General features: G+C 72.9%; 11 protein-coding genes. 7 read left to right on the top strand and 4 right to left on the bottom strand.

The genetic code is table 11. From position 1 onward, the window contains the following. The first annotated feature begins 40 nt into the window (after positions 1-40). The 7 genes from ACIPFH_RS07870 (at position 41) to ACIPFH_RS07900 (ending at position 12794) form a co-directional block, all read left to right on the top strand. Entirely contained in the window at positions 41-1990 is a 1950-nt protein-coding gene (locus ACIPFH_RS07870) for an ABC transporter ATP-binding protein (protein ID WP_401824225.1), read from the top strand. Then, on the top strand, positions 1987-3843 hold the full coding sequence (locus tag ACIPFH_RS07875) for an ABC transporter ATP-binding protein (RefSeq protein ID WP_401824226.1): 1857 nt from the start codon (positions 1987-1989) through the stop codon (positions 3841-3843). The genes ACIPFH_RS07870 and ACIPFH_RS07875 overlap by 4 nt, the downstream gene beginning before the upstream one ends. A gap of 38 nt (positions 3844-3881) precedes the next feature. Beyond that, positions 3882-5813, top strand: a complete 1932-nt coding sequence (locus ACIPFH_RS07880; protein ID WP_401824228.1) for an ABC transporter transmembrane domain-containing protein — start codon at positions 3882-3884, stop codon at positions 5811-5813. Further along, positions 5810-7606, top strand: coding sequence for an ABC transporter ATP-binding protein (locus ACIPFH_RS07885; RefSeq protein ID WP_401824230.1), 1797 nt, complete (start codon positions 5810-5812; stop codon positions 7604-7606). The genes ACIPFH_RS07880 and ACIPFH_RS07885 overlap by 4 nt, the downstream gene beginning before the upstream one ends. 562 nt (positions 7607-8168) lie before the next feature. After that, positions 8169-10220, top strand: a complete 2052-nt coding sequence (locus ACIPFH_RS07890; RefSeq protein ID WP_401824232.1) for a M4 family metallopeptidase — start codon at positions 8169-8171, stop codon at positions 10218-10220. 318 nt (positions 10221-10538) lie between these two features. Beyond that, entirely contained in the window at positions 10539-12203 is a 1665-nt protein-coding gene (locus tag ACIPFH_RS07895) for a M4 family metallopeptidase (RefSeq protein ID WP_356250649.1), read from the top strand. Between the two features lie 72 nt (positions 12204-12275). Further along, positions 12276-12794: a DUF1990 family protein gene (locus ACIPFH_RS07900; protein ID WP_401824234.1), complete on the top strand. Its 519-nt coding sequence runs from the start codon at positions 12276-12278 to the stop codon at positions 12792-12794. A gap of 908 nt (positions 12795-13702) precedes the next feature. On the opposite strand, the gene ACIPFH_RS07905 is transcribed toward ACIPFH_RS07900, so the two are convergent. The 4 genes from ACIPFH_RS07905 to ACIPFH_RS07920 all read right to left on the bottom strand — a co-directional run bounded on the left by ACIPFH_RS07905 (position 13703) and on the right by ACIPFH_RS07920 (position 21154). Then, positions 13703-14926: a VWA-like domain-containing protein gene (locus ACIPFH_RS07905; RefSeq protein ID WP_401825094.1), complete on the bottom strand. Its 1224-nt coding sequence runs from the start codon at positions 14924-14926 to the stop codon at positions 13703-13705. A 395-nt stretch (positions 14927-15321) separates the two neighbouring features. Then, positions 15322-16650 carry an AAA family ATPase gene (locus tag ACIPFH_RS07910; protein ID WP_401824236.1) on the bottom strand — a complete coding sequence of 443 codons (1329 nt, stop codon included), beginning with the start codon at positions 16648-16650 and terminating at the stop codon, positions 15322-15324. A 104-nt stretch (positions 16651-16754) separates the two neighbouring features. Then, complete coding sequence (locus ACIPFH_RS07915) at positions 16755-18317, bottom strand: hypothetical protein (RefSeq protein WP_401824237.1); 1563 nt, start codon at positions 18315-18317, stop codon at positions 16755-16757. A 212-nt stretch (positions 18318-18529) separates the two neighbouring features. After that, complete coding sequence (locus ACIPFH_RS07920; protein WP_401824239.1) at positions 18530-21154, bottom strand: glycosyltransferase family 1 protein; 2625 nt, start codon at positions 21152-21154, stop codon at positions 18530-18532. Positions 21155-21342: the final 188 nt, after the last annotated feature.

The following is a 21342-nucleotide window of genomic DNA, read 5'->3' on the forward strand; positions in this document are numbered from 1 at the left end:
TCGGTGGGCGTTGTCAGTGCCTGTCCGTAGGCTCGCGGTGATGGCCAGTACACGTGCAACCACCACCCCCGACCGCTCCGCCGTACGCTCCCTGCTGCGTCTGTGGCCGTATGTCCGACCCGTGCGGATACGGCTGTTCGCGGCCGCGTTCGTCGCCGTGCTCGCCTCCTGTACGGGGCTGGTCATCCCGCTCGTCCTGAAGTGGATGGTGGACGGCCCCGTCGCCGACCGGGACACGGCCGGCGTCTGGCTGGGCGGGCTCTGCCTGCTGGTGCTCGGGTTCGCGGAGGCGCTGCTGTTCGGGATGCGCCGCTGGCTGGTGGCGCGGCCGCTGTCGCATGTCGAGGCGGAGATGCGGGCGGATCTGTACGGGCGGCTCCAGCGGCTGCCGGTGGCGTTCCACGACCGGTGGCCCTCGGGGCAGCTGCTGTCCCGGGCGACGGCCGATCTGGGGCTGGTGCGGATGTTCCTCGCGTTTCCGCTGACGTTCCTGCTGGTCAACTCGGTGACGATCCTTTTCGGCGTCGTCATCATGCTGCTCCAGGACTGGACGCTGGGGCTCGTCGTCCTCGGGCCGGCCATACCCGTCGTCGTGATGTGCGTGTACTTCGAGAAGCGGTACGCGGTCGTGGCGCGGCGCGCCCAGGACCAGGTCGGCGACCTGACGACGGTGGTCGAGGAGAGCGTCCTCGGGATCAGGATCATCAAGGGCTTCGGGCGGCACCGGAGCCAGGCGCGGGCGTTTCGGGAGCTGTCGGCGACGCTGCGCGGCACGGAACTGCGCAAGGCGCGGCTGCTGGCCACGATCTGGGCGGTCATCGTGACCCTCCCGGAGCTGGCGATCGGAGCGGCCCTGGTGGTCGGCGCGGTGCAGGTGGCGGACGGCGAGCTGTCGGCGGGCACTCTGGTCGCCTTCCTGTCCACCGCGCTCGCGCTGCGCTGGCCGGTGGACTCGATCGGGTTCCTGCTGGCGATGAGCCAGGAGGCTGCGACGGCGACGGAGCGGTACTTCGAGGTGATGGACGAGGCGCCGGAGGAGCCCGGCGGCCGGGCCGGGCGGGCCGCCACGCCCGACGGCGGTCTGCGCTTCGTCGGCGTCACCTTCCGCTATCCCGACGCCTCCCCCGACTCCCCGCCCACCCTCGACGGCGTGGACCTGCACATCCGGCCGGGCGAGTCCATGGCGCTGGTCGGAGCGACGGGCAGCGGGAAGACCACGCTGACGGCCCTCGTCCCCCGGCTGCACGAGGTGACCGCCGGACGGATCACCCTGGACGGCGAGGACATCACCGCGCTGTCCCGCGAGGAGCTGCGCGCGCGGGTCGCCGTCGCGTTCGAGGAACCGACCCTGTTCTCCGCGAGCGTCGGGGAGAACGTCCTCATGGGGGCGGCGGACGGCGCGGGCGCCGTCGAGCTGGACCGGGCGCTGGGCGTGGCGCAGGCCGAGTTCGTGCACGCGCTGCCGCAGGGCGTCGAGACGCAGGTCGGCGAGCAGGGGCTGAGCCTCTCCGGCGGGCAGCGGCAGCGCCTCGCGCTGGCCAGAGCGGTCGTCGGGCAGCCCCGGTTCCTGGTCCTGGACGACCCCCTCTCGGCGCTGGACGTGCACACCGAGGCCGCCGTGGAGGCGGCGCTGCGGCAGGTCCTCGCCGACACCACCGCGCTGATCGTGGCGCACCGCCCGTCCACCGTGCTCCTCGCCGACCGCGTCGCGCTGCTGTCCGACGGGCGCGTCACCGCCGTGGGCACCCACCACGAACTGCTGCGCACCAACGCGGAGTACGCCCACCTCATGTCCGGCGAACAGTCCGGGAAGCACTCCCGAGACCGGTTGGGAGGACCGTCCGGAGCCCGGCCGGAGGGCCGACCCGAAGACCGGCCCGCAGACCGGTCGGCAGCCCGGCCCGAAGGCCGGTCGGTAGCCCGGTCCGCAGAAGCGTTCACAGCGGAGTTCACAGCAGAGTCCGGGGAACAGGAGGACGACCGCCGATGACCGCCCCCACCGCCGCTTCCCCCACCACCGACGAGCCCGAGGTCCCACCGCGGGCCGCCGTCGAAGACCCGTTCGACAAGGACGTCCTGCCCACCCCGCCCGGCGCCACGGGCGCCCTCCTGCGTTCCCTGCTGGAGCCCATGAGAGCGCGCGTCGCCTTCACCTCGCTCCTGCTGCTGCTCCAGCAGGCGGCCGTGCAGGCGGGCCCCCTGCTGGTGGCGTACGCCATCGACCGCGCCGTACCGGCGTTCCGGGCCGACGACCACGGGCCGCTGGTCGCGGTGGGCGTCGGCTATCTGCTCTGCGCGCTCGCCTCCGGCGGGCTTCAGTACGCCTTCCTGATCGCCTCCGCCCGCGTCAGCCAGGACGTGCTGCTCGACCTGCGCGGCCGGATCTTCCGGCACGCGCAGGCGCTGAGCCTCGACTTCCACGAGCGCTACACCTCGGGCCGGCTGATCTCCCGCTCGACCAGCGACGTGGAGGCCCTGCGCGAGCTCCTCAACGAGGGCCTGCAGGAACTCGTGACGGTCGTGCTGTCCTTCCTGTTCATCTCCACGATGCTGCTCTGGCTGGACCTGGGCCTGGGCGCCGTCGCGGTGGCCTCCTTCGTGCCGCTGTACCTTCTCGTGCGGATCTACCAGCGGCGCGCGGGCCGGGTGTACACCGCCCGCTCCACCGCGATCGCGGCCGTGATCGTGAAGTTCGTGGAGACGATGAACGGCATCCGGCCGGTGCGCGCGTTCCGCCGCGAGGCCGTCAACGACTCCGACTTCCGCGTCCTGAACCGGCGGCACGAGCGGCGCAACGGCGACGCGCTCCTGGAGATGGCCCGCTACGTCGTCGGGTCGCGGCTGGTCGCCAACGCCGCGGTCGCGGCGATCGTGCTCTGGGGCGCCATGCGGGTCGCGGACGACTCGCTGGAACTGGGTGTGCTGGCGGCGGCCGTGCTGTACCTGCGGCGGCTGTACGACCCGATAGACCGGCTCGGCATGTTCCTCAACTCCTACCAGTCCGCCGCCGCGTCGCTGGAGAAGATCGCGGGGCTGCTCGCGCAGACGCCGTCGGTGCCGGATCCGTCGGTGCCGAGGGAGCTCCCGGCTCTCGAGGGTGAGATGCCCGGCCGGGAGGTCGTCTTCGACGGCGTCTCGTTCGGCTACCGCACGGGTGGCGAGGTCCTCCCCCGTTTCGACCTCACCCTTCCCGCCGGACAGACCGTCGCCGTGGTCGGCTCGACCGGCGCGGGCAAGTCCACGCTGGCCAAGCTGCTCGCCCGCTTCTACGACCCGTCCGTGGGACGGGTGCTGCTCGACGGGGTCGACCTGCGCGAGCTGGCCGTGCCCGAACTGCGGCGCGGGGTGGTCATGGTGACGCAGGAGGCGTTCCTGTTCTCGGGCACGGTCGCCGACAACATCGCCATCGGACGGCCGGACGCGAGCCGGGAGGAGATCGAGCGGGCCGCGAAGGCGATCGGCGCGCACGAGTTCATCAGCGCCCTGCCCGACGGCTACGACACCGACGTCCGCAAGCGCGGTGGCCGTATCTCCGCCGGGCAGCGTCAACTGGTCGCGTTCGCGAGGGCGTTGCTCGCCGACCCGGCGGTGCTGATCCTCGACGAGGCGACCAGCTCGCTCGACGTCCCGGGCGAGCGGGCCGTGCAGGCGGCGATGACGACGGTGCTGAAGGGCCGTACGGCGGTGGTGATCGCGCACCGGCTGTCGACCGTGGAGATCGCCGACCGGGTCCTGGTCATGGAGCACGGGCGGATCGTCGAGGACGGCGGGCCGGCCGCGCTGATCGCGGGCACCGGCCGGTTCGCCGACCTGCACCGGGCCTGGCGGGACAGTCTGGCGTAGGCGTCCAGGGGGACGACGGGGGCCGAGAGGACGAGTAAATGATCGACGCGTACGAGGACCCCGGCACGCCCGACCGCCGCGGCGGCTGGGCGTACCTGGCCTGGCTGGTGCGCTGCCAGCCGTGGCGGGCGCTGGCCGGGGCGGTGCTGGCCAGCGTCTGGATGGTGTTGATCGCGGTGGCGCCGTACCTGCTGTCCAGGGCGGTGGACGACGGTCTCGAGCCCGGTGACACGGCGGCGCTGGCGGGCTGGACGACGGCCCTGTTCGTCGTGGGCGCGCTCAACGCGTGGGTGAGCATCATGCGGCACCGCACGATGACCCGGGTGCGCATGGACGCGTACATCCGCACCACCAAGGTCGTCGTCGGCCACACGGTGCGGCTCGGCGCCTCGCTGCCGCGCCAGATGGGCGCCGGGGAGGTCGTCACCATCGGGGTGAGCGACGTGCACGTGATCGCGGGCGCGCTGACGGTGGTCGGGCCGGGCGTCGGCTCGGTCGTCGTCTACGTCTTCGTCGCCGGGCTGCTGCTGTCGGTGTCGCCGCTGCTGGCGGCGGTCGTGCTGCTGGGGATGCCGGTGGTCGCGGTGCTGGTCGGGCCGCTGATGTCGCGGTTGCAGGGCACGGAGACCGAGTACCGGGAGCGGCAGGGAGTGCTCACCGCGCGGATCGGCGATCTCGCGGGCGGGCTGCGGGTGCTCAACGGGCTCGGTGGCAAGGAACTGTTCGCGGACGCCTTCGGCCGCGACTCGCAGCGGCTGCGGGCACAGGGCTACCGGGTCGGCTCGGTCACCAGCTGGATGCAGGCGCTCGGGGTGGGCCTGCCGACGCTGTTCCTCGCCGTGGTGACCTGGCTGGCGGCCCGGCTCGCCGCCCAGGGTGACCTGACCGTCGGCGAGTTGGTGTCGGTGTACGGCTATGTCGCGGTGCTGATCGGCCCGGTGGCGTTCCTGGTCGACATGGGTTACCAGCTCAGCCGGGGCGTGGTGGCCGCCCGGCGCGTCGTAGCGCTGCTGCGGCTGGAGCCGGACCCCGACACCAGAACTGCCGTCGGTACCGGCACCTGCGCCGAAGCCGGAGTCGGAGTCGGAGTGGGGGCAGGGGTGCGGGTCGCCGACGCGCCCGCCGAGCAGTCGGTGCTGCATGATCCCGCCTCGGGTGTACGGGTGGCGCCGGGCCGGCTGACCGCGCTGGTCGGCGCACGGCACGCGGAGGTGACCGCCGTCGTGGACCGGCTCGGCCGGTACGGCCCCTCGGCCGCCACCTGGGGCGGGGTACGACTGGACGCCGTCCCGCCGGCCCAGGTCAGGGCCCGGATCCTGGTCGCCGACAACGAGGCCGACCTGTTCGCCGGGAGTCTGCGCGAGGTGGTGGGCGGACGGCGCGAGCCCTTCCCGGCGGAGGTCGCGCGGGCGGTGCGGGCGGCGGCGGCCGACGACATCGTGCAGGGCCTGCCGGCCGGCCTCGAGTCACCCGTGAGCGCGCAGGGCCGGAGCCTCTCGGGGGGCCAGCGGCAGCGGGTTCGGCTGGTGCGGGCGCTGCTCGCCGACCCCGAGGTGCTGCTGGCCGTCGAGCCGACCTCGGCGCTCGACGCGCACACGGAGGCGGAGGTCGCCCGGCGGCTGCGCGCGGCACGGGCCGGCCGGACCACGGTCGTGACCACCACCTCCCCGCTGCTCCTCGACCAGGCGGAGACCGTGCACTACCTGGTCGACGGGAAGGTCGCGGCGAGCGGCCGCCATCGCGACCTGCTGGAACGGGAGCCGGGGTACCGGGCGCTGGTGGCACGGGACACCGACGACACCGATCCGGACGGGGACAGCGACGCGGACACGGGCACGGGCACGGACACGGACACGGACACGGAGCTGGGCACAGGCACGGGCAGGGCTGTGGGCACGGGCACGGCTGTGGGTGGCGATGTGGGCGCGGACAAGGGTGCCGGTGCCGGTGCCGAGGAGGCTGTGCGATGACGGTGGCCGACGGGTCCTCGGGGCGGCTGCCGGTCGCCGAGCCCGCCGACGTGCGCCGGGCGGCGGTGCGGCTGCTGCGGGCCGACCGGCGGGCCTTCACCGGTGCCCTCGCCCTGAACGTGCTCGCCGCCGGGGCCGGGCTGGCCGGTCCGTGGCTGCTGGGCCGGATCATCGACGAGGTGCGGGCCGGGCACGGCACCGGCGCCGTGGACCGGCTGGCGGCGGTCATCCTGGTCTGCGCGGTGGCGCAGTTGCTGCTCGCCCGCTGGGCCCGGTACGCCGGGCACCGCTTCGGCGAGCGGATCCTGGCACGGGTGCGGGAGGAGTTCGTCGGACGGGCGCTGGCGCTGCCCGCGTCGGTGGTGGAACGAGCCGGCACCGGCGATCTGACCACGCGCGGCACCGCCGACGTGGCGGCCGTGGGCACGACCCTGCGGGATGCCGGTCCGGAGCTGCTGGTCTGCACGGTCCAGGCGGTGTTCACGCTGGGCGCGGTGTTCGTGATCGACCCGCTGCTCGGGGCGATCGGAGTGCTGGGCCTGACCCCGATCTGGTTCGCGCTGCGCTGGTATCTGCGGCGGGCCCGCGCGGCCTACCTCGCGGAGGGCGCGGCCACCTCCGAGGTCGCCGAGATCGTCGCCGCCACCGCGTCCGGCGCGCGGACGGTCGAGGCGTTCCGGCTCCAGGAACGGCGGACGGCGGCGAGCCGGGACGCGCTGGAGATCTCTCGCCGGACCCGCTTCCGGACCCTGTATCTGCGCACGGTGTTCTTCCCGGTGATCGAGGTGTCGTACTCGCTGCCGGTGGCGGGCGTGCTGCTGCTGGGCGGCGCGCTGCACGCGCGGGGTGCGATGAGCCTGGGCGCGGTGGTGGCGGCCGCGCTGTATCTGCGGCAGTTCACCGAACCGCTCGACCAGATCCTGCTGCGCGTCGAGCAACTCCAGAGCAGCGGCGCCTCGTTCGCCCGGGTCGAGGGCCTGGCCCGGGCGCCGCGCGCCGAACCGGACGCCGTGACGCCCGTCCCGGCGGACGACCGGATCGACGTGAGGGGTGTGCGGTACGCCTACGAGCACGGCGGCGAGGTGCTGCGCGGGGTCGACCTGACGGTGCGGCCCGGGGAGCGGCTCGCGGTCGTCGGCCCGTCCGGTGCGGGCAAGACCACGCTGAGCAGGCTGCTCGCCGGCGTGGACGCGCCGAGTGCGGGCACGGTGACGGTGGGCGGGGTGCCGGTCGCGGACCTGGCGCCCGAGACGCTGCGCCGACAGGTCGTGCTCGTCACTCAGGAACACCATGTCTTCCTCGGTACCGTCCGCGACAACCTGCTGATCGCCGAACCGGGCGCGAGCGACGTGCAGTTGTGGGCGGCGCTGGCCGCGGTCGGCGCCGCCGACTGGGTCCGTGAGCTGCCCGGCGGCCTCGACGCCGAGCTCGGCGGGGGCGGTCGCCGTACGGACGGCTCGCAGGCCCAGCAGCTCGCCCTGGCCCGGGTGGTGCTGGCCGACCCGCACACGCTGATCCTGGACGAGGCGACGGCTCTGCTGGATCCGACGACCGCCCGGCACACCGAACGCGCCCTGGCCGCCGTACTCAAGGGCCGGACGGTCATCGCCATCGCCCACCGCCTGCACACCGCGCACGACGCGGACCGGGTCGCCGTGATGCAGGACGGCCGTCTCACCGAACTCGGCACTCACGAGGCGCTGGTGACGGAGGGCGGGGCGTACGCGGCGCTGTGGCGGACCTGGCACGGGGAGAGCCCCGACGGCCAGGACCCGCCCCCGGTCCTGCCCTGAAGCGTGTCCCAGGGCCGCCCCGGGCGGGACCGGTCGGCGCCGCCACGCCGTCACCGCGCACAGATCGTCGTGTCACCGCCCGCGCACCGCGACCGGGGTTCCCCTGCCTCCAGCGTGTCGAACGCCTCCTACCCCTCGTACGCCTAACGCCTCGAGCCTCCGCCCGCAACGCCCGTCACGCGCCGGGGTTCCGGGCCGTCGTCGAAGCCCCCCTCGTCCCCCATGTCCTCGACCGGCCGCCCACTCCCCGGTTCCCCAAGTCCGTTGTGCCGGACGGGCTTTGAGGGAATCACGCCTGAAAACCACCGGTCCGGATATCGAACATGAACTCTCGGACAACGAACACTTTCCGGCCAACTTCCTGACGCGCTCCTGACAGACAGCGCAATCCACTGCCACTCTTCCCACTGCTGGTTCACAGCAACCCCACAGCTACAGCCGTTCCATGCGCACGCTCCACGTTCCGCCTTTGTTCTGCGTACCGCCTTTGTCGTGCCCGCACGGCTCACCCGCCGTCGGGTCTCCCCTGGCCGCGTGACCCGCGGCCGCGCAGAAGGAGTCAGTGTTGAGCAGCAGTTTCTCTCGCAGACGCACCCCCCGCACCACCCCCCGCCGTGCCGCGGCCGTCGCCCTCGTCGGCGTCTCCGCGCTCATCGCCGCCGCCGTGCAGTCCGGTGCCGCGGTCGCCGCCCCGGAGAAGGCACCGCAGGCGGCGGGCCAGGCGAACCCGGGCGCCGAGTCGGTACAGCTCACCCCCGCCCAGCGGGCCGCGCTGATACGCGACGCGGACGCCGACAAGGCGGCGACCGCCAAGGAGCTGGGCCTCGGCGCCAAGGAGGCGCTCGTCGTCCGTGACGTCGTCAAGGACGCCGACGGCACCCTGCACACCCGCTACGAGCGCACCTACGGCGGGCTGCCGGTGCTCGGCGGCGACCTGGTCGTCGAGACCGCGAAGTCCGGCGCCACCGAGGGCGTCACCAAGGCGACCCGCGCCGCCATCAAGGTCGCCTCGCTCTCACCGGCCTTCAGTGCGGCCAAGGCGGAGAAGCAGGCGCTGAGCCTCGCGACGGCCGCCGGCGCCGAGAAGGCGGACACCGACCGGGCGCCGCGCAAGGTCATCTGGGCGGCGAACGGCACACCGGTCCTGGCGTACGAGACGGTCGTCGGGGGCCTCCAGGAGGACGGCACCCCGAACGAGCTGCACGTCGTCACCGACGCGGCCACCGGCAAGAAGCTGTACGAGTACCAGGGCGTCGAGACCGGCACCGGCAACACGATGTACAGCGGCCAGGTCACCCTGGGCACCACACAGTCGGGGTCCACGTACAACCTGACCGACGGGGCGCGCGGCGGGCACAAGACGTACAACCTCAACCGCGGCACCTCCGGCACCGGCACGCTCTTCTCGGGCGCGGACGACATCTGGGGCACCGGCGCCGCGTCGAACCTGGAGACCGCGGCCGCCGACGCGCACTACGGCGCGGCCCTGACCTGGGACTACTACAAGAACGTGCACGGCCGCTCGGGCATCAAGGGCGACGGCGTCGGCGCGTACTCCCGGGTCCACTACGGCAACAACTACGTCAACGCCTTCTGGCAGGACAGCTGCTTCTGCATGACGTACGGCGACGGCTCGGGCAACACCCATCCGCTCACCGCCATCGATGTGGCCGGCCACGAGATGACGCACGGCGTCACCGCCAACACCGCGGGCCTCAACTACAGCGGCGAGTCCGGCGGCCTCAACGAGGCGACCTCGGACATCTTCGGCACCTCGGTCGAGTTCTACGCGCAGAACGCCTCCGACGTCGGTGACTACCTCATCGGCGAGGAGATCGACATCAACGGCGACGGCTCGCCGCTGCGCTACATGGACAAGCCGAGCAAGGACGGCGCGTCGAAGGACAGTTGGTACTCGGGGATCGGGTCGGTGGACGTCCACTACTCGTCCGGCCCGGCGAACCACTTCTTCTACCTCCTGTCGGAGGGCAGCGGCACCAAGACCATCAACGGTGTCACCTACAACTCGGCCACCTCGGACGGTCTTCCGGTCACCGGCATCGGCCGTGACAAGGCGGAGAAGATCTGGTTCCGCGCGCTGAGCACGAAGTTCACCACGACCACCAACTACGCGGCGGCCCGCACCGGCACGCTGGCGGCGGCCGGTGAGCTGTACGGCACGACCTCGACCGAGTACAAGGCGGTGCAGGACGCGTGGGCCGGCGTCGCGGTCGGCGCCCGCTCCGGCGGGGGCGGCGGTGGCGGCACCTCCTTCGAGAACACCGCCGACGTATCGATTCCGGACAACGGAGCGGCCGTCACCTCCTCGGTCACCGTCTCCGGCCGGACCGGCAACGCGCCCTCGAACCTCGCGGTGGCGGTCGACATCGTGCACACCTACATCGGTGACCTACAGGTGCAGCTGGTCGCCCCCGACGGCACGGCGTACACGCTGAAGGCCTACGGCACCGGTGGGAGCACGGACAACCTCAGCACCACCTACACCGTGAACGCCTCCTCCGAAGTCGCCAATGGTGTATGGCAGTTGAGGGTCCAGGACAACGCGGCCCAGGACACCGGCTACATCAACAACTTCAAGCTGACCTTCCCGTAGGCCGCGCGCCCGAAAGGGCCGCGCACAGGCGCCTGAAAGGCACCGCACAGGGCGCCGTCCCGGAGGTTCGACCGCTCCGGGACGGCGTCCCCTTTTTGCCGGTGCCTTACTTACGCCCTGTTGGTCTTTTGCCGAGGTCAAGTCCGTTTACATTCCGGCAATGTTCACCCGGGAGTTGGTTTTCAGCCAACATCACTTCGGGGTCCTGACATGTACGCGCCTTGATGCCAGTCTTCCTGTCACCCGCCGCACAACTTCACAACCGTCACGGTCGGCCGCCCCACGCCGACCGGGCACCCCCACACCCAAGGAGCTTGTGTGACCTCCCTCTACGCGCGTCACAAGCGCACCACTCTGGCCATCGCCACCGCCGTCGCGGCCGGAGCCCTTGTCACCACCGGACTGACCTCCGGGACCGCCGCCGCCCAGACCCCGGTGGAGTCCACCGGCAAGTCGGTCCCGTCTGCCGCACCGGTCCAGCTGTCGGCCGCCGCCCGCACGACGCTGATCAGCCGGCAGCAGGCCGACGCGCCCGAGACCGCCCAGGCGATAGGCCTCGGCGCCAAGGAGAAGCTCGTCGTCAAGGACGTCGTCAAGGACGCCGACGGCACGGTCCACACCCGCTACGAGCGCACCTACGCGGGCCTGCCGGTCCTCGGCGGCGACCTCGTCGTCCACGAGTCGGCGACCGGTGCGGCCAAGGGCGTCACCAAGGCCAACACGGCGGCCATCAAGGTGGCCACGCTGACCCCGAAGGTCGCCGTCGCCAAGGCCGAGAAGCAGGCGCTGACCGCCGCCAAGGCCGTGGGCTCCGAGTCCACCTCGGCGGACCAGGCCCCCCGCAAGGTGATCTGGGCCGCCAACGGCACCCCGGTCCTCGCCTTCGAGACGGTCGTCGGCGGCCTCCAGGACGACGGCACCCCGAGCGAGCTGCACGTCATCACCGACGCGGCCACCGGCAAGAAGCTCTACGAGTACCAGGGCATCGAGACCGGCACCGGCAAGAGCCTCTACTCGGGCACGGTCACCCTGGGCACGACCAAGTCGGGCACGACGTACAACCTGACCGACGGTACGCGCGGCGGCCACAAGACGTACAACAAGTCGCACACGACGTCCTCCTCCGCGGGCACCCTGTTCACCGACGCGGACGACACGTGGGGCACCGGCGCGGCCTCCAGCTCCACCACGGACCAGACCGCCGCCGTCGACGCCGCCTACGGCGCGCAGACCACGTGGGACTTCTACAAGTCCACGTTCGGCCGCAGCGGCATCAAGAACAACGGTGTCGCCGCCTACTCCCGCGTCCACTACGGCAACGCGTACGTCAACGCGTTCTGGGACGACAGCTGCTTCTGCATGACGTACGGCGACGGCGACGGCAACACCCACCCGCTGACCTCGCTGGACGTGGCCGGCCACGAGATGAGCCACGGCGTCACCTCGAACACGGCGGGCCTGAACTACAGCGGCGAGTCCGGCGGCCTCAACGAGGCCACCTCGGACATCTTCGGCACGGGCGTGGAGTTCTACGCGGCCAACTCCAACGACGTCGGTGACTACCTCATCGGCGAGGAGATCGACATCAACGGCGACGGCTCGCCGCTGCGCTACATGGACAAGCCCAGCAAGGACGGCGGCTCGTCGGACTACTGGTCCTCCACCGTCGGCAACAAGGACGTCCACTACTCGTCCGGCGTCGCGAACCACTTCTTCTACCTCCTCTCGGAGGGCAGCGGCGCGAAGACGATCAACGGCGTGAGCTACAACTCGCCGACGTACAACAGCTCCACGGTCACCGGCATCGGCCGCGCCAAGGCGCTCCAGATCTGGTACAAGGCGCTGACGACGTACTTCACGTCGACGACGAACTACAAGTCGGCGCGGACGGGGACGCTGAGCGCGGCCTCGGCGCTGTACGGCTCCACCAGCACCGAGTACAAGGCGGTGGCGGCGGCCTGGACGGCCGTCAACGTCAGCTGACACCTGCGTAATCGCCATCGGGCGGCACCCGGGACGAAGGCGTCTCCGGGTGCCGCCCTACGCTTGGGCCCCATGTCTCCGCAGGACTTCACCTACACCGACGTCGGCGCGACCCGCGACCTCCCCGGCCACTGTCCCCCGGGCTTCCGCCCGCTCCACGTCCGCACCCGCCTCGGCGAGGGCCACGAGGTCTTCCGCCGCGCCGCCGAAGCGGTCATGACGTGGGAGATGCACCGCGCGCTGGGGGTCGGCATCGAGGCCTCGGCGGAACGGGCGGCCCCGGACGTCGACGTCACGGTCACCCTGGCCGGCCTGATCAAGGCCCCCTGCCGCGTGGTCTGGACGGTGGACGAACACCGGCGGGCCGGCTGGGCCTACGGCACCCTCCCCGGCCACCCCGAATCCGGCGAGGAGTCCTTCGTCGTCGACCGCACGGGAGACGGCACGGTATGGCTGACGGTCTCCGCCTTCAGCCGGGGCGCGAAGTGGTACGCGAAGGCCGGCGGTCCGGCGACCCGCGGCCTGCAGCAGGCGTACGCGCGGCGGTGCGGGGTGGTGCTGCGGGGGTTGAGCGGGGGCGACGAGTCGTAGCGGCCGGGGGGCGGGCGGGTCCGCCCCTCGTCCGGCGCCCTCCACCCCCGCGCAGCGACGAGCCGGACGTCGTCCTGCCCACGGCCCCGGCCCGCCTGCCGGCACAGACACGCCGCCCGAAGGACCACGCGACGCTCCCGGACCGGTCGTCGGGCCCATCGCCGAGGCCTGCTCCCGAGCGTCAGCCTCAGCGGGGCGCCGGGGCCACCGTCTTGGCCGGATCCCCCGGCTTCCATTCCGCCGAAGTCCATTCCGGCGTCGGAGACGGACGGGCCGGCGCGGGCGGAGGATTCGATCCCCGGTGGGGATTCTGCGCAACGGAGTCCTTCGTGCCCGACCCGCTGCCAGTCGTACCGGACCCGTCCGCCCGGCCGGAGGCACCACTCGCTTCCACCGTCCTCCTTGGAGCCGAGGTCTTCGACGGTGAGGGCGTCGGGGACACGACCACCGATCGGGGAGTGGGGCTCGGTGAGTCAGCGCCGCTCGACGAACCCACCGACGCGGACACGGAGCTCGCCGGTGCGCTCTCCCCCTCCGCCGGGTCACCGGTGCCGGTGGCGCCGGCGGCCGAGCATCCCACCACGCCCAGACCGGCCAGGGCCACGGCAGTCCACGGCACCACCGACCGGAGACGGCGGACCCCCCGTCTCTCGGGTCTCTCTTCGCTCACTTGCTTCCCGCTCCTTCGTCGCTCCGGCATGACCGTCCAGATCATTTGACTGTCTGACCTCAATGTCGGGAGGCCCGGAGGCGACGAGAAGGCCGCTGGCGGCGTTGACGCCGTGGGTGGCTCGGTGGCGGGCGAGGGCCGGATCGCTGATGGTCCCCGTGAGGGTGGAGAAGTCCGCCCTCCGCGGGGAACTGTTCGCCGTCCCCATCCCCGCCCCCGCCCCCGCCCCCGCCCCCGGTCATCCCACCCCGATCTCCACCACCCGGGCCCACGCGGGCGGGGCGTCCGGCACGTAGTCGGGGTTGTTCTCGTCGTAGGCGTCCGGGCCCCGGGGGAACAGGCCCACCACCGTGCGGCAGGACGGGCGGGTTTCCGGCCAGGGGGTCTGGCCGTCGGTGAGGATGACGACGGCGTCGGGGCGGGGCGTCGTCCGGAGCGCCTTGGCGAAGCCGGTGCGCAGGTCCGTACCGCCGCCGCCCAGCAGCGGGATCCCCTCGGCGCGGCACAGCGGGTGCGCGACCTGGGCCGAGGCGTCGCACGGCACCACGGTGACCAGATCGCGACGGCCGCCCACCGCACGGGCGATCGCGGCGACCTCGAGGAGTGCGCTGCCCAGTTCGGCGTCGCTGACCGACCCCGACGTGTCGATGACCACGCAGACCCGGGGCGGTCTGCGGCGCAGGCTCGGCAGGACGACCCCGGGCAGACCGGCCGAGCGGCGCGCCGGGCGACCGTAGGTGTAGTCCTCGCCCGCGCCCGGCCCGGAGGCCGCCGAGCGGACGGCCGCGCCCAGCAACTCCCGCCACGGCTGCGGCGGATGGAACGCCTCGTCCGCCCACCGCTTCCACTGCTTCGAGGCGGAGCCCGGCCTGCCGTTGATGCCCTGCGCCACCCGGAACCGGACCGCGTCCCGTTCCTCCTTGCTGAGCCCGTGCGCACCGTCGGGACCCAGCTCCCACTCGCGCTCCAGTCCGTCGGCGCCACTGCCGCAGTCCAGCCAGGAGAGGCCCTCCGTGTGCGGCCCGAGCCGGAACCGGGTCAGGTACTCCTCCATCAGCTCGCCGTCCGGCAAGCCCAACGACGCGGGGCGCAGGGCGCCTTCGGGAGTCACCAGCCCGTCGCCGAACGCGTCGTCGTTGATCTCGCAGTCGGCGGCGATGTTCATCCGCAGCCGCTCCCCCGGCCCGGTCAGACCGCGCTCCCGGGCGTACCGGTCACTGCGCCCGTGATGGTCGCGCAGCAGGTGGGACACCTCGTGGACCCAAACCGACGCCAGCTCCTCCACCGGCATCCGGTCCACGAACGCCGGTGAGGCGTAACAGCGCCAGTGTCGGTCGACGCCCATCGTCGGCACCTGACGCGACGCCACGATGTGCAGGGCGAACAGCGCCGTCGCCAGATAGGGCCGGGCGCGGGCCGCTTGCAGCCGGGCGGCGAGGAGCTTGTCGAGGTCCAGGACCAGGGCCGGATCGGCGCCCCGATCCGGGTTCGGGTCCGGGTTCGCACCCGGTTTCGGGTTCGGGTTCCGGTTCGGACCGGGACTCAGGCCCGAACCCGGGCTCGGCCTCCGGTTCGGACCGAGGTTCAGGCCCGGACCCGGATTCGGACTCCGGTTCGGACCGGGACTCAGGCCCGGACCCGGGCTCGGGCTCCGGTTCGGACCGAGGTTCAGGCCCGGACCCGGGCTCGGCCTCCGGTTCGGACCGAGGTTCAGGCCCGGACCCGGGCTCGGCCTCCGGTTCGGGCTCGGGCTCGGGCTCGGACCCGGCCTCGGGCCCGAACCCGGGCTCGGGCTCGGACCCGAACCCGGGCTCGGGCTCGGGCTCGGGTTCGACGTCCCGGTCGTCGAGGGCGCCGTCACCGGCCGGCCTTCGCGGTTTCGGCGATACGTGCCGCCGCCCGGCCCGCCGCCCGGTCCGCCCGCCGGGACAGGGTCACCGCGCCGGCGAGGCTCTCGATGGAGGCGGGGACGTCCCAGTCCTCCCGGCGCAGGGTGGCGAGGGTGGTCGCGGGGACCACCACGAGGTCCGGGGCCCCGGTCTCCAGCGCCTTGACCAGCAGCGCCCACGCCGCGTCCCAGCGGGACCGGTCCGGCCGGGCACGGACCGCCGCCACCACACCGTCGAGCACGGCCTGCCGCAGGTCACCCCGCTCGGGCAGTTCGGCGCTCGCCGGGTCGGCGAGCAGCGTCTCGGGGTCGGGGAGATCCAGCCGGTCCAGGCTCGCCAGCAGTTCCAGTCCCGGCCCGTCTCCGACCGTGCCCCTGACCAGCTGGGACAGCACGTCCCGGGAGGAACCGGCCGCGGTGGCGAAGGCGATCAGACTCAGGGTCATCTCCCAGCTCCGGGGCGACGGCCAGGGCCCGCCCCGACGGGTCTCCCCGCTCGGCAGCCGGTGCACGAGCGTGGGCCGGACGGCGAGCAGCCCGCACACCGCGCGGCGGGCGAAGTCCACGGCCTCCGGCAGCCGCTCCGGGTCCAGCCGGGGCAGGGTGGCTCGGGGCCAGGTTCCGCCGAGGCCGCGTACGACGACCTCGTGGTCGTGGGTCCACTGGAGATGCACGAACCGGTTGGCCAGCGGCGGGCTCAGCTCCCAGCCGTCGGCCGCCGAGGACCGCGGGTTGGCGGCGGCCACGATCCGGACGCCGGGCGGCAGTTGCAGCGAACCGATCCTGCGCTCGAGCACCAGGCGAAGCAGGGCGGCCTGCACGGCCGGCGGCGCGGTGGACAGCTCGTCGAGGAACAGCAGCCCCTTCCCGGCCCGCACCAGCCGTACCGCCCAGTCCGGCGGGGCCATCGGTACGCCCTGTTCCGCGGGATCGTCACCGACGACGGGCAGCCCCGAGAAGTCGGACGGCTCATGGACGCTCGCGATGACGGTGGTCAGCGGCAGGTCGAGGGAGGCGGCGAGCTGGGTCAGGGCCGCGGTCTTGCCGATGCCGGGCTCGCCCCAGAGCAGCACGGGCAGGTCGGCGGCCACGGCCAGGGTCAGGGCCTCGAGCTGGCTGTCCGGACGGGGTTCGGTGGTGGAATCGCGAAGCAGGGTCAACAGCGACGCGGCCACGTCGAGTCGGGAGAGAGGTTCGGGCGGCGCGGTGGGTGTGGCGGGCACGGCGACCGTGGAGATCGGGGAGGCGGGAGAGAAGGGGGTGGCGTCGATGGGGACCAACGGGGTGCAAGTGGGCATATGGGATCACCTTCGGGTGTGCGGAGAGACGAGTGGGCGCGGGACGTGGCCCCGGAAACGGCGGAGAAGATCGAGAGGAGAAGGAGAGGTGGCGGCTTCCCGGGTCAGCGAACGGTCGTGTGGCGTGGGTGCGAGCGGTGGTTCGTGGGACGGCTGGGCCCCGGGCGGACGCGACCGGGGCCGGGGCCGGCCAGGCCGGCGCGGAACAACCCGTAGGTGATCCGCCGCCGTGCGGCCGCCTCGAGTTCGTCCCGCAGCGCGCCGTCGCGCAGGATCGCGGCGGGGCCGAGGAGCCCCTCGACGACGGCCAGCGCGCCGTCGATGTCCCCGTGGACCAGGCGCTCCCGCACCCCGGTGAGACAGTCGGGACGCCGATGGGCGTCGTCGATGGCTTGCAGACAGGGCAACGGAGTGCCGGTCAGCGCGACCAGCAGTTCCTCGCGCCGGATCTCGTCCGGGCCGTGATCGAGCGCGGCCAGCACCCCGTCGACCAGCCCGATTCGGTGCGGCTCCCCCCGGCACTCCACCAGATGCGGCTGTCCGGCCCGGACCGGTGCCGCTGACGGGACCGGCGAAGGGGACCGGTCCGCACCGATCGACGGCGACGGCGAGTGGTCCGGCACCAGTGCCGAGGCGACGAGCGGATGCAGCCGGTCGGCCTCGATCGCGCCCGCGCGAAGCAACTCCAGGTCCGGCGGCACCCAGGTCGCCGCGTCGGGCAACACCGGAAGGCCCGAACCGCCGTCGGCGTACGCGGTCTTGACCACCATCCGCGGCACGCATGGTACGCACGGTACGGACCGCTCGCGCGGCACCCGGATCGCCGCGTCGGCGGCCGCCGGAAGACCCGAACCACCGTCGGCGTACGCGGCCCTGACGGCCGGCCCCCGGGTGGGCGGCTCGGGGCCGGCCACCGCCTCGGCCGCCGCCTCGGTCAGCTCCAGGAGCAGCCGATGCCGTCTCCCGAGCCGCACCAGTACGGCGCCGGTGCCCCCGGTCCGCCCTTCCGCGCGGAGCAGGATCTCCGCCTCGTCCGCCCACCGGCCGACGGCACAGCCGTGTCCGTCGGGCAGGGGAGAGCCGTCGACGCGCGGCAGGCTCCCGGCCCCCGGCGCCGCCCCGGCCCGGATCCGCAACTCGTCCGCCCTGCGCGCGTCCCACAGGTGACGGTGCAGGTCGAACCGGAAACGCCGGCTGGGACGGGGATGCGGATGACCGCCGTGGGAACCGTGGGAGCCGTCCCACAGCGTGAGGCTGAACCGCTGGCCCGCGTCCGCCCAGGCGGGCGGGGTGCGCACCACCAGATGCACCGGCCAGCGGGTGTCGTCCCGCCCCGCGACACCGGCTTCGTACCGGGCCAGGGCGATGGTCAGACCTGCCCGCAGCAGCCCGTCGGGAGCGACCCGCGGCAGGTGCCAGCGCAGCAGATCGGGCGCCAGGTGACGCAGGTCGGCCCTGAGTCGGGAAGTGAACTCACGACCGTACGCACGCGCCACGGCACGCAGGTCGAGATCGACGTCGATGCCCGCGGCGGCACACGCACCCGCCCAGTCGCCGGCACGGCGGCGGGCGGTCGCGGTCTCGATCATGGAGGGCGGCACGGCGAACTCGCGCACGCGCAGCCAGAGGGAAAGCCGGGAATCCTCGTTCGCGATCCGAGTGAGCATCAGCACTCACCTTGCGCGGACGGGTCCCCCGATCTGTCAACAGAAGGAGTAGTCATCGCGGGGAAGCGTAACGTCCCGCATTCGGATCTGCCAGGTGTTTCCGGTCGTCCCCCAGGTGCGGGACACCACGCCGCAACCCTATGCCGCCCTCCTCGGGCACGGTGACAGCACTCGGGCGCCGGCGTGACCACGCCGGCGCCCGGGCGGACCCGCTAGCGGAGCAGAACCCCCGCCCCTTCGACCGCCTCCTCGGACGGCACCTCCACCAGGCCCAACTCCGCGCCGGAGGCGAGCAGTCGGTGGGCCGGGAGGATGCGGACCGTGTAGCCGTAGGGGCCGGTGCGGTCCAGGGACAGGGGGCCCTCGTAGAGCCAGCGGCCCTCCAGGTCCGGGCCGCCGGCCGGTTTCAGCGGGACCTTCGTCGCGTCCGTGATGCGGTCCTCCTCGTCGACCCGGCCCGAGACGGCCTGTACCTCTACGTCGTCGGGGGTGAGGTCGCCGAGGCCGACGCGGACCCGCAGCGCGAGGGTCGTGCCGAGTTCGGCGGTGGTCGTGGCCACCGCCGTCTCGACGTGGTCGACCCGCACCGCGTGCCAGGCCGAGCTCACCCGCTGCTTCCAGAGGGCGAGTTCGCGCGCGGTGTCGGTGCTCATCGTCCGGTGCGCGTGGGCGGCCGGTGTGTAGAGCCGTTCGACGTATTCGCGGACCATGCGGCCCGCCAGCACCTTCGGTCCGAGCAGGGTGAGGGTCTGACGGACCATCTCGATCCAGCGGTCGGGCAGGCCCGTCTGGCCGCGCTCGTAGAAGCGTGGGGTGATGCGCTGTTCGAGGAGGTCGTAGAGGGCGGCCGCCTCGATGTCGTCGCGGTGGTCCGGGTCGGTGCCGGCGCCGTCGGCGGTGGGGATCGCCCAGCCGAAGTCGGGCTGGAACCACTCGTCCCACCAGCCGTCCAGGACGGAGAGGTTGAGGCAGCCGTTGAGCGCCGCCTTCATGCCGGACGTGCCGCAGGCCTCCAGGGGCCGCAGCGGGTTGTTGAGCCAGATGTCGCATCCCGGGTACAGCTTCTGCGCCATGGCCATGCCGTAGTCGGGCAGGAAGACGATCCGGTGCCGGACGCGCGGGTCGTCGGTGAACCGGACCAGTTCCTGGACCAGCCGCTTCCCGCCGTCGTCCGCCGGGTGCGCCTTGCCCGCGACGACGATCTGGATCGGCCGCTCCGCGTGCAGCAGCAGGTCCATCAGCCGGTCCCGGTCCCTCAGCATCAGCGTCAGGCGTTTGTACGAGGGGACCCGGCGCGCGAAGCCGATGGTGAGGACGTCAGGGTCCAGGACGCCGTCGATCCAGCCCAGCTCCGCCGTCCCCGCGCCGCGTTGGCGCCAGGACGCCCGCAGCCGCTTGCGCACCTCCACCACCAGTTGCTCGCGCAGATCGCGGCGCAGCTCCCAGATGTCCTGGTCGGGGATGTCGGCGACGGCGTCCCAGCGGTCGGAGCCGCCGACGCTCAGGGCGTCCTCGGTGCGCTCGGTGCCGATCTGGCGGGCGCCCAGGCGCAGGACCTCCGGGGCCACCCAGGTGGGGGCGTGCACACCGTTGGTGACGGAGGTGATCGGCACCTCGTCCGGGTCGAAGCCGGGCCACAGGCCGGAGAACATCCCCCTGCTCACCTGGCCGTGCAGCAGCGACACGCCGTTCGCGCGCTGCGCCAGCCGCAGGCCCATCACGGCCATGTTGAAGAGGTTCGGCTCGCCGCCCGGGTACGTCTCCATGCCCAGCCGCAGGATGCGGTCGACGTCCATGCGCGGGAGCTCGGCCTGGGGCCCGAAGTGGCGGGCGACCAGCTCTCGGTCGAAGCGGTCGATGCCGGCCGGGACGGGGGTGTGGGTGGTGAACACCGTGCCGGCCCGGACGGCTTCGAGCGCGGAGTCGAAGTCCAGCCCCGCGTCGGCGAGTTCGGCGATCCGCTCCAGGCCGAGGAAGCCGGCGTGCCCCTCGTTGGTGTGGAAGACCTCGGGCGGGGCGTGGCCGGTCAGACGGCAGTAGGTGCGTACCGCGCGGACACCTCCTATGCCCAGCAGCATTTCCTGGAGCAGCCGGTGCTCGCTGCCGCCGCCGTAGAGCCGGTCGGTCACCCCGCGTTCGCCGAAATCGTTCTCCTCGACGTCCGAGTCCAGCATGAGGAGCGGGACCCGGCCGACCTGGGCCAGCCAGACCCGGGCGTGCAGCTGTTTGCCGGCGGGGAGGGCGAGGGAGATCTGCGCGGGGGTGCCGTCGTCCTCCCTCAGGAGGGTCACCGGCAGCTCGTGGGGGTCGAGGACGGGGTAGTGCTCCTGCTGCCAGCCGTCCCGGGAGAGCGACTGGCGGAAGTAGCCGTGCCGGTAGAGCAGTCCCACGCCGATCAGCGGAACGCCCAGGTCACTGGCCGCCTTCAGGTGGTCTCCGGCGAGGATGCCGAGGCCGCCGGAGTACTGGGGCAGCGCGGCCGTGACGCCGAACTCGGGTGAGAAGTAGGCGACGGCGGCGGGCAGTCCCGCGGAGCGGGGCTGCGCCTGGTACCAGCGGTCGCCGGTCACGTAGTCGTGCAGGTCGTCGGCGGCGGCACTCAGCCTGCGCAGGAAACGCCGGTCCTCGGCGAGCTCGGCGAGGCGCGTCGCGCGCAGGCCGCCGAGAAGTCTCACCGGGTCGCCGTCCGAGAGGGCCCAGCGCTCGGGGTCGACGGACTGGAAGAGGTCGCGGGTCTCCGCGTGCCAGGACCAGCGCAGGTTGCGCGCCAGGTCGCTGAGTGGCCGGAGGGGTTCGGGGAGGAGGGGCCGGACGGTGAATCGACGGATCGCCTTCACATTCCACCTCGGCGTGCGTGAGGAAGAGACGCACGGCGGTGTGCGTCCACGTCGTCTACGAAGGTACCGGCGTCGGCGCGGGGCCCGCTGAGGGCTGGCCGCCCCCGGACCCACGCTTTTCGGACGGATCCGCGACAACGGGCCGAAACCCTGATTCGCCCCGTAGGCCACCTTGTGGCCGTTCGGCC

Origin of the sequence: Streptomyces sp. NPDC088157, assembly GCF_044741545.1 — a bacterium.
Classification (GTDB): Bacteria; Actinomycetota; Actinomycetes; order Streptomycetales; family Streptomycetaceae; genus Streptomyces.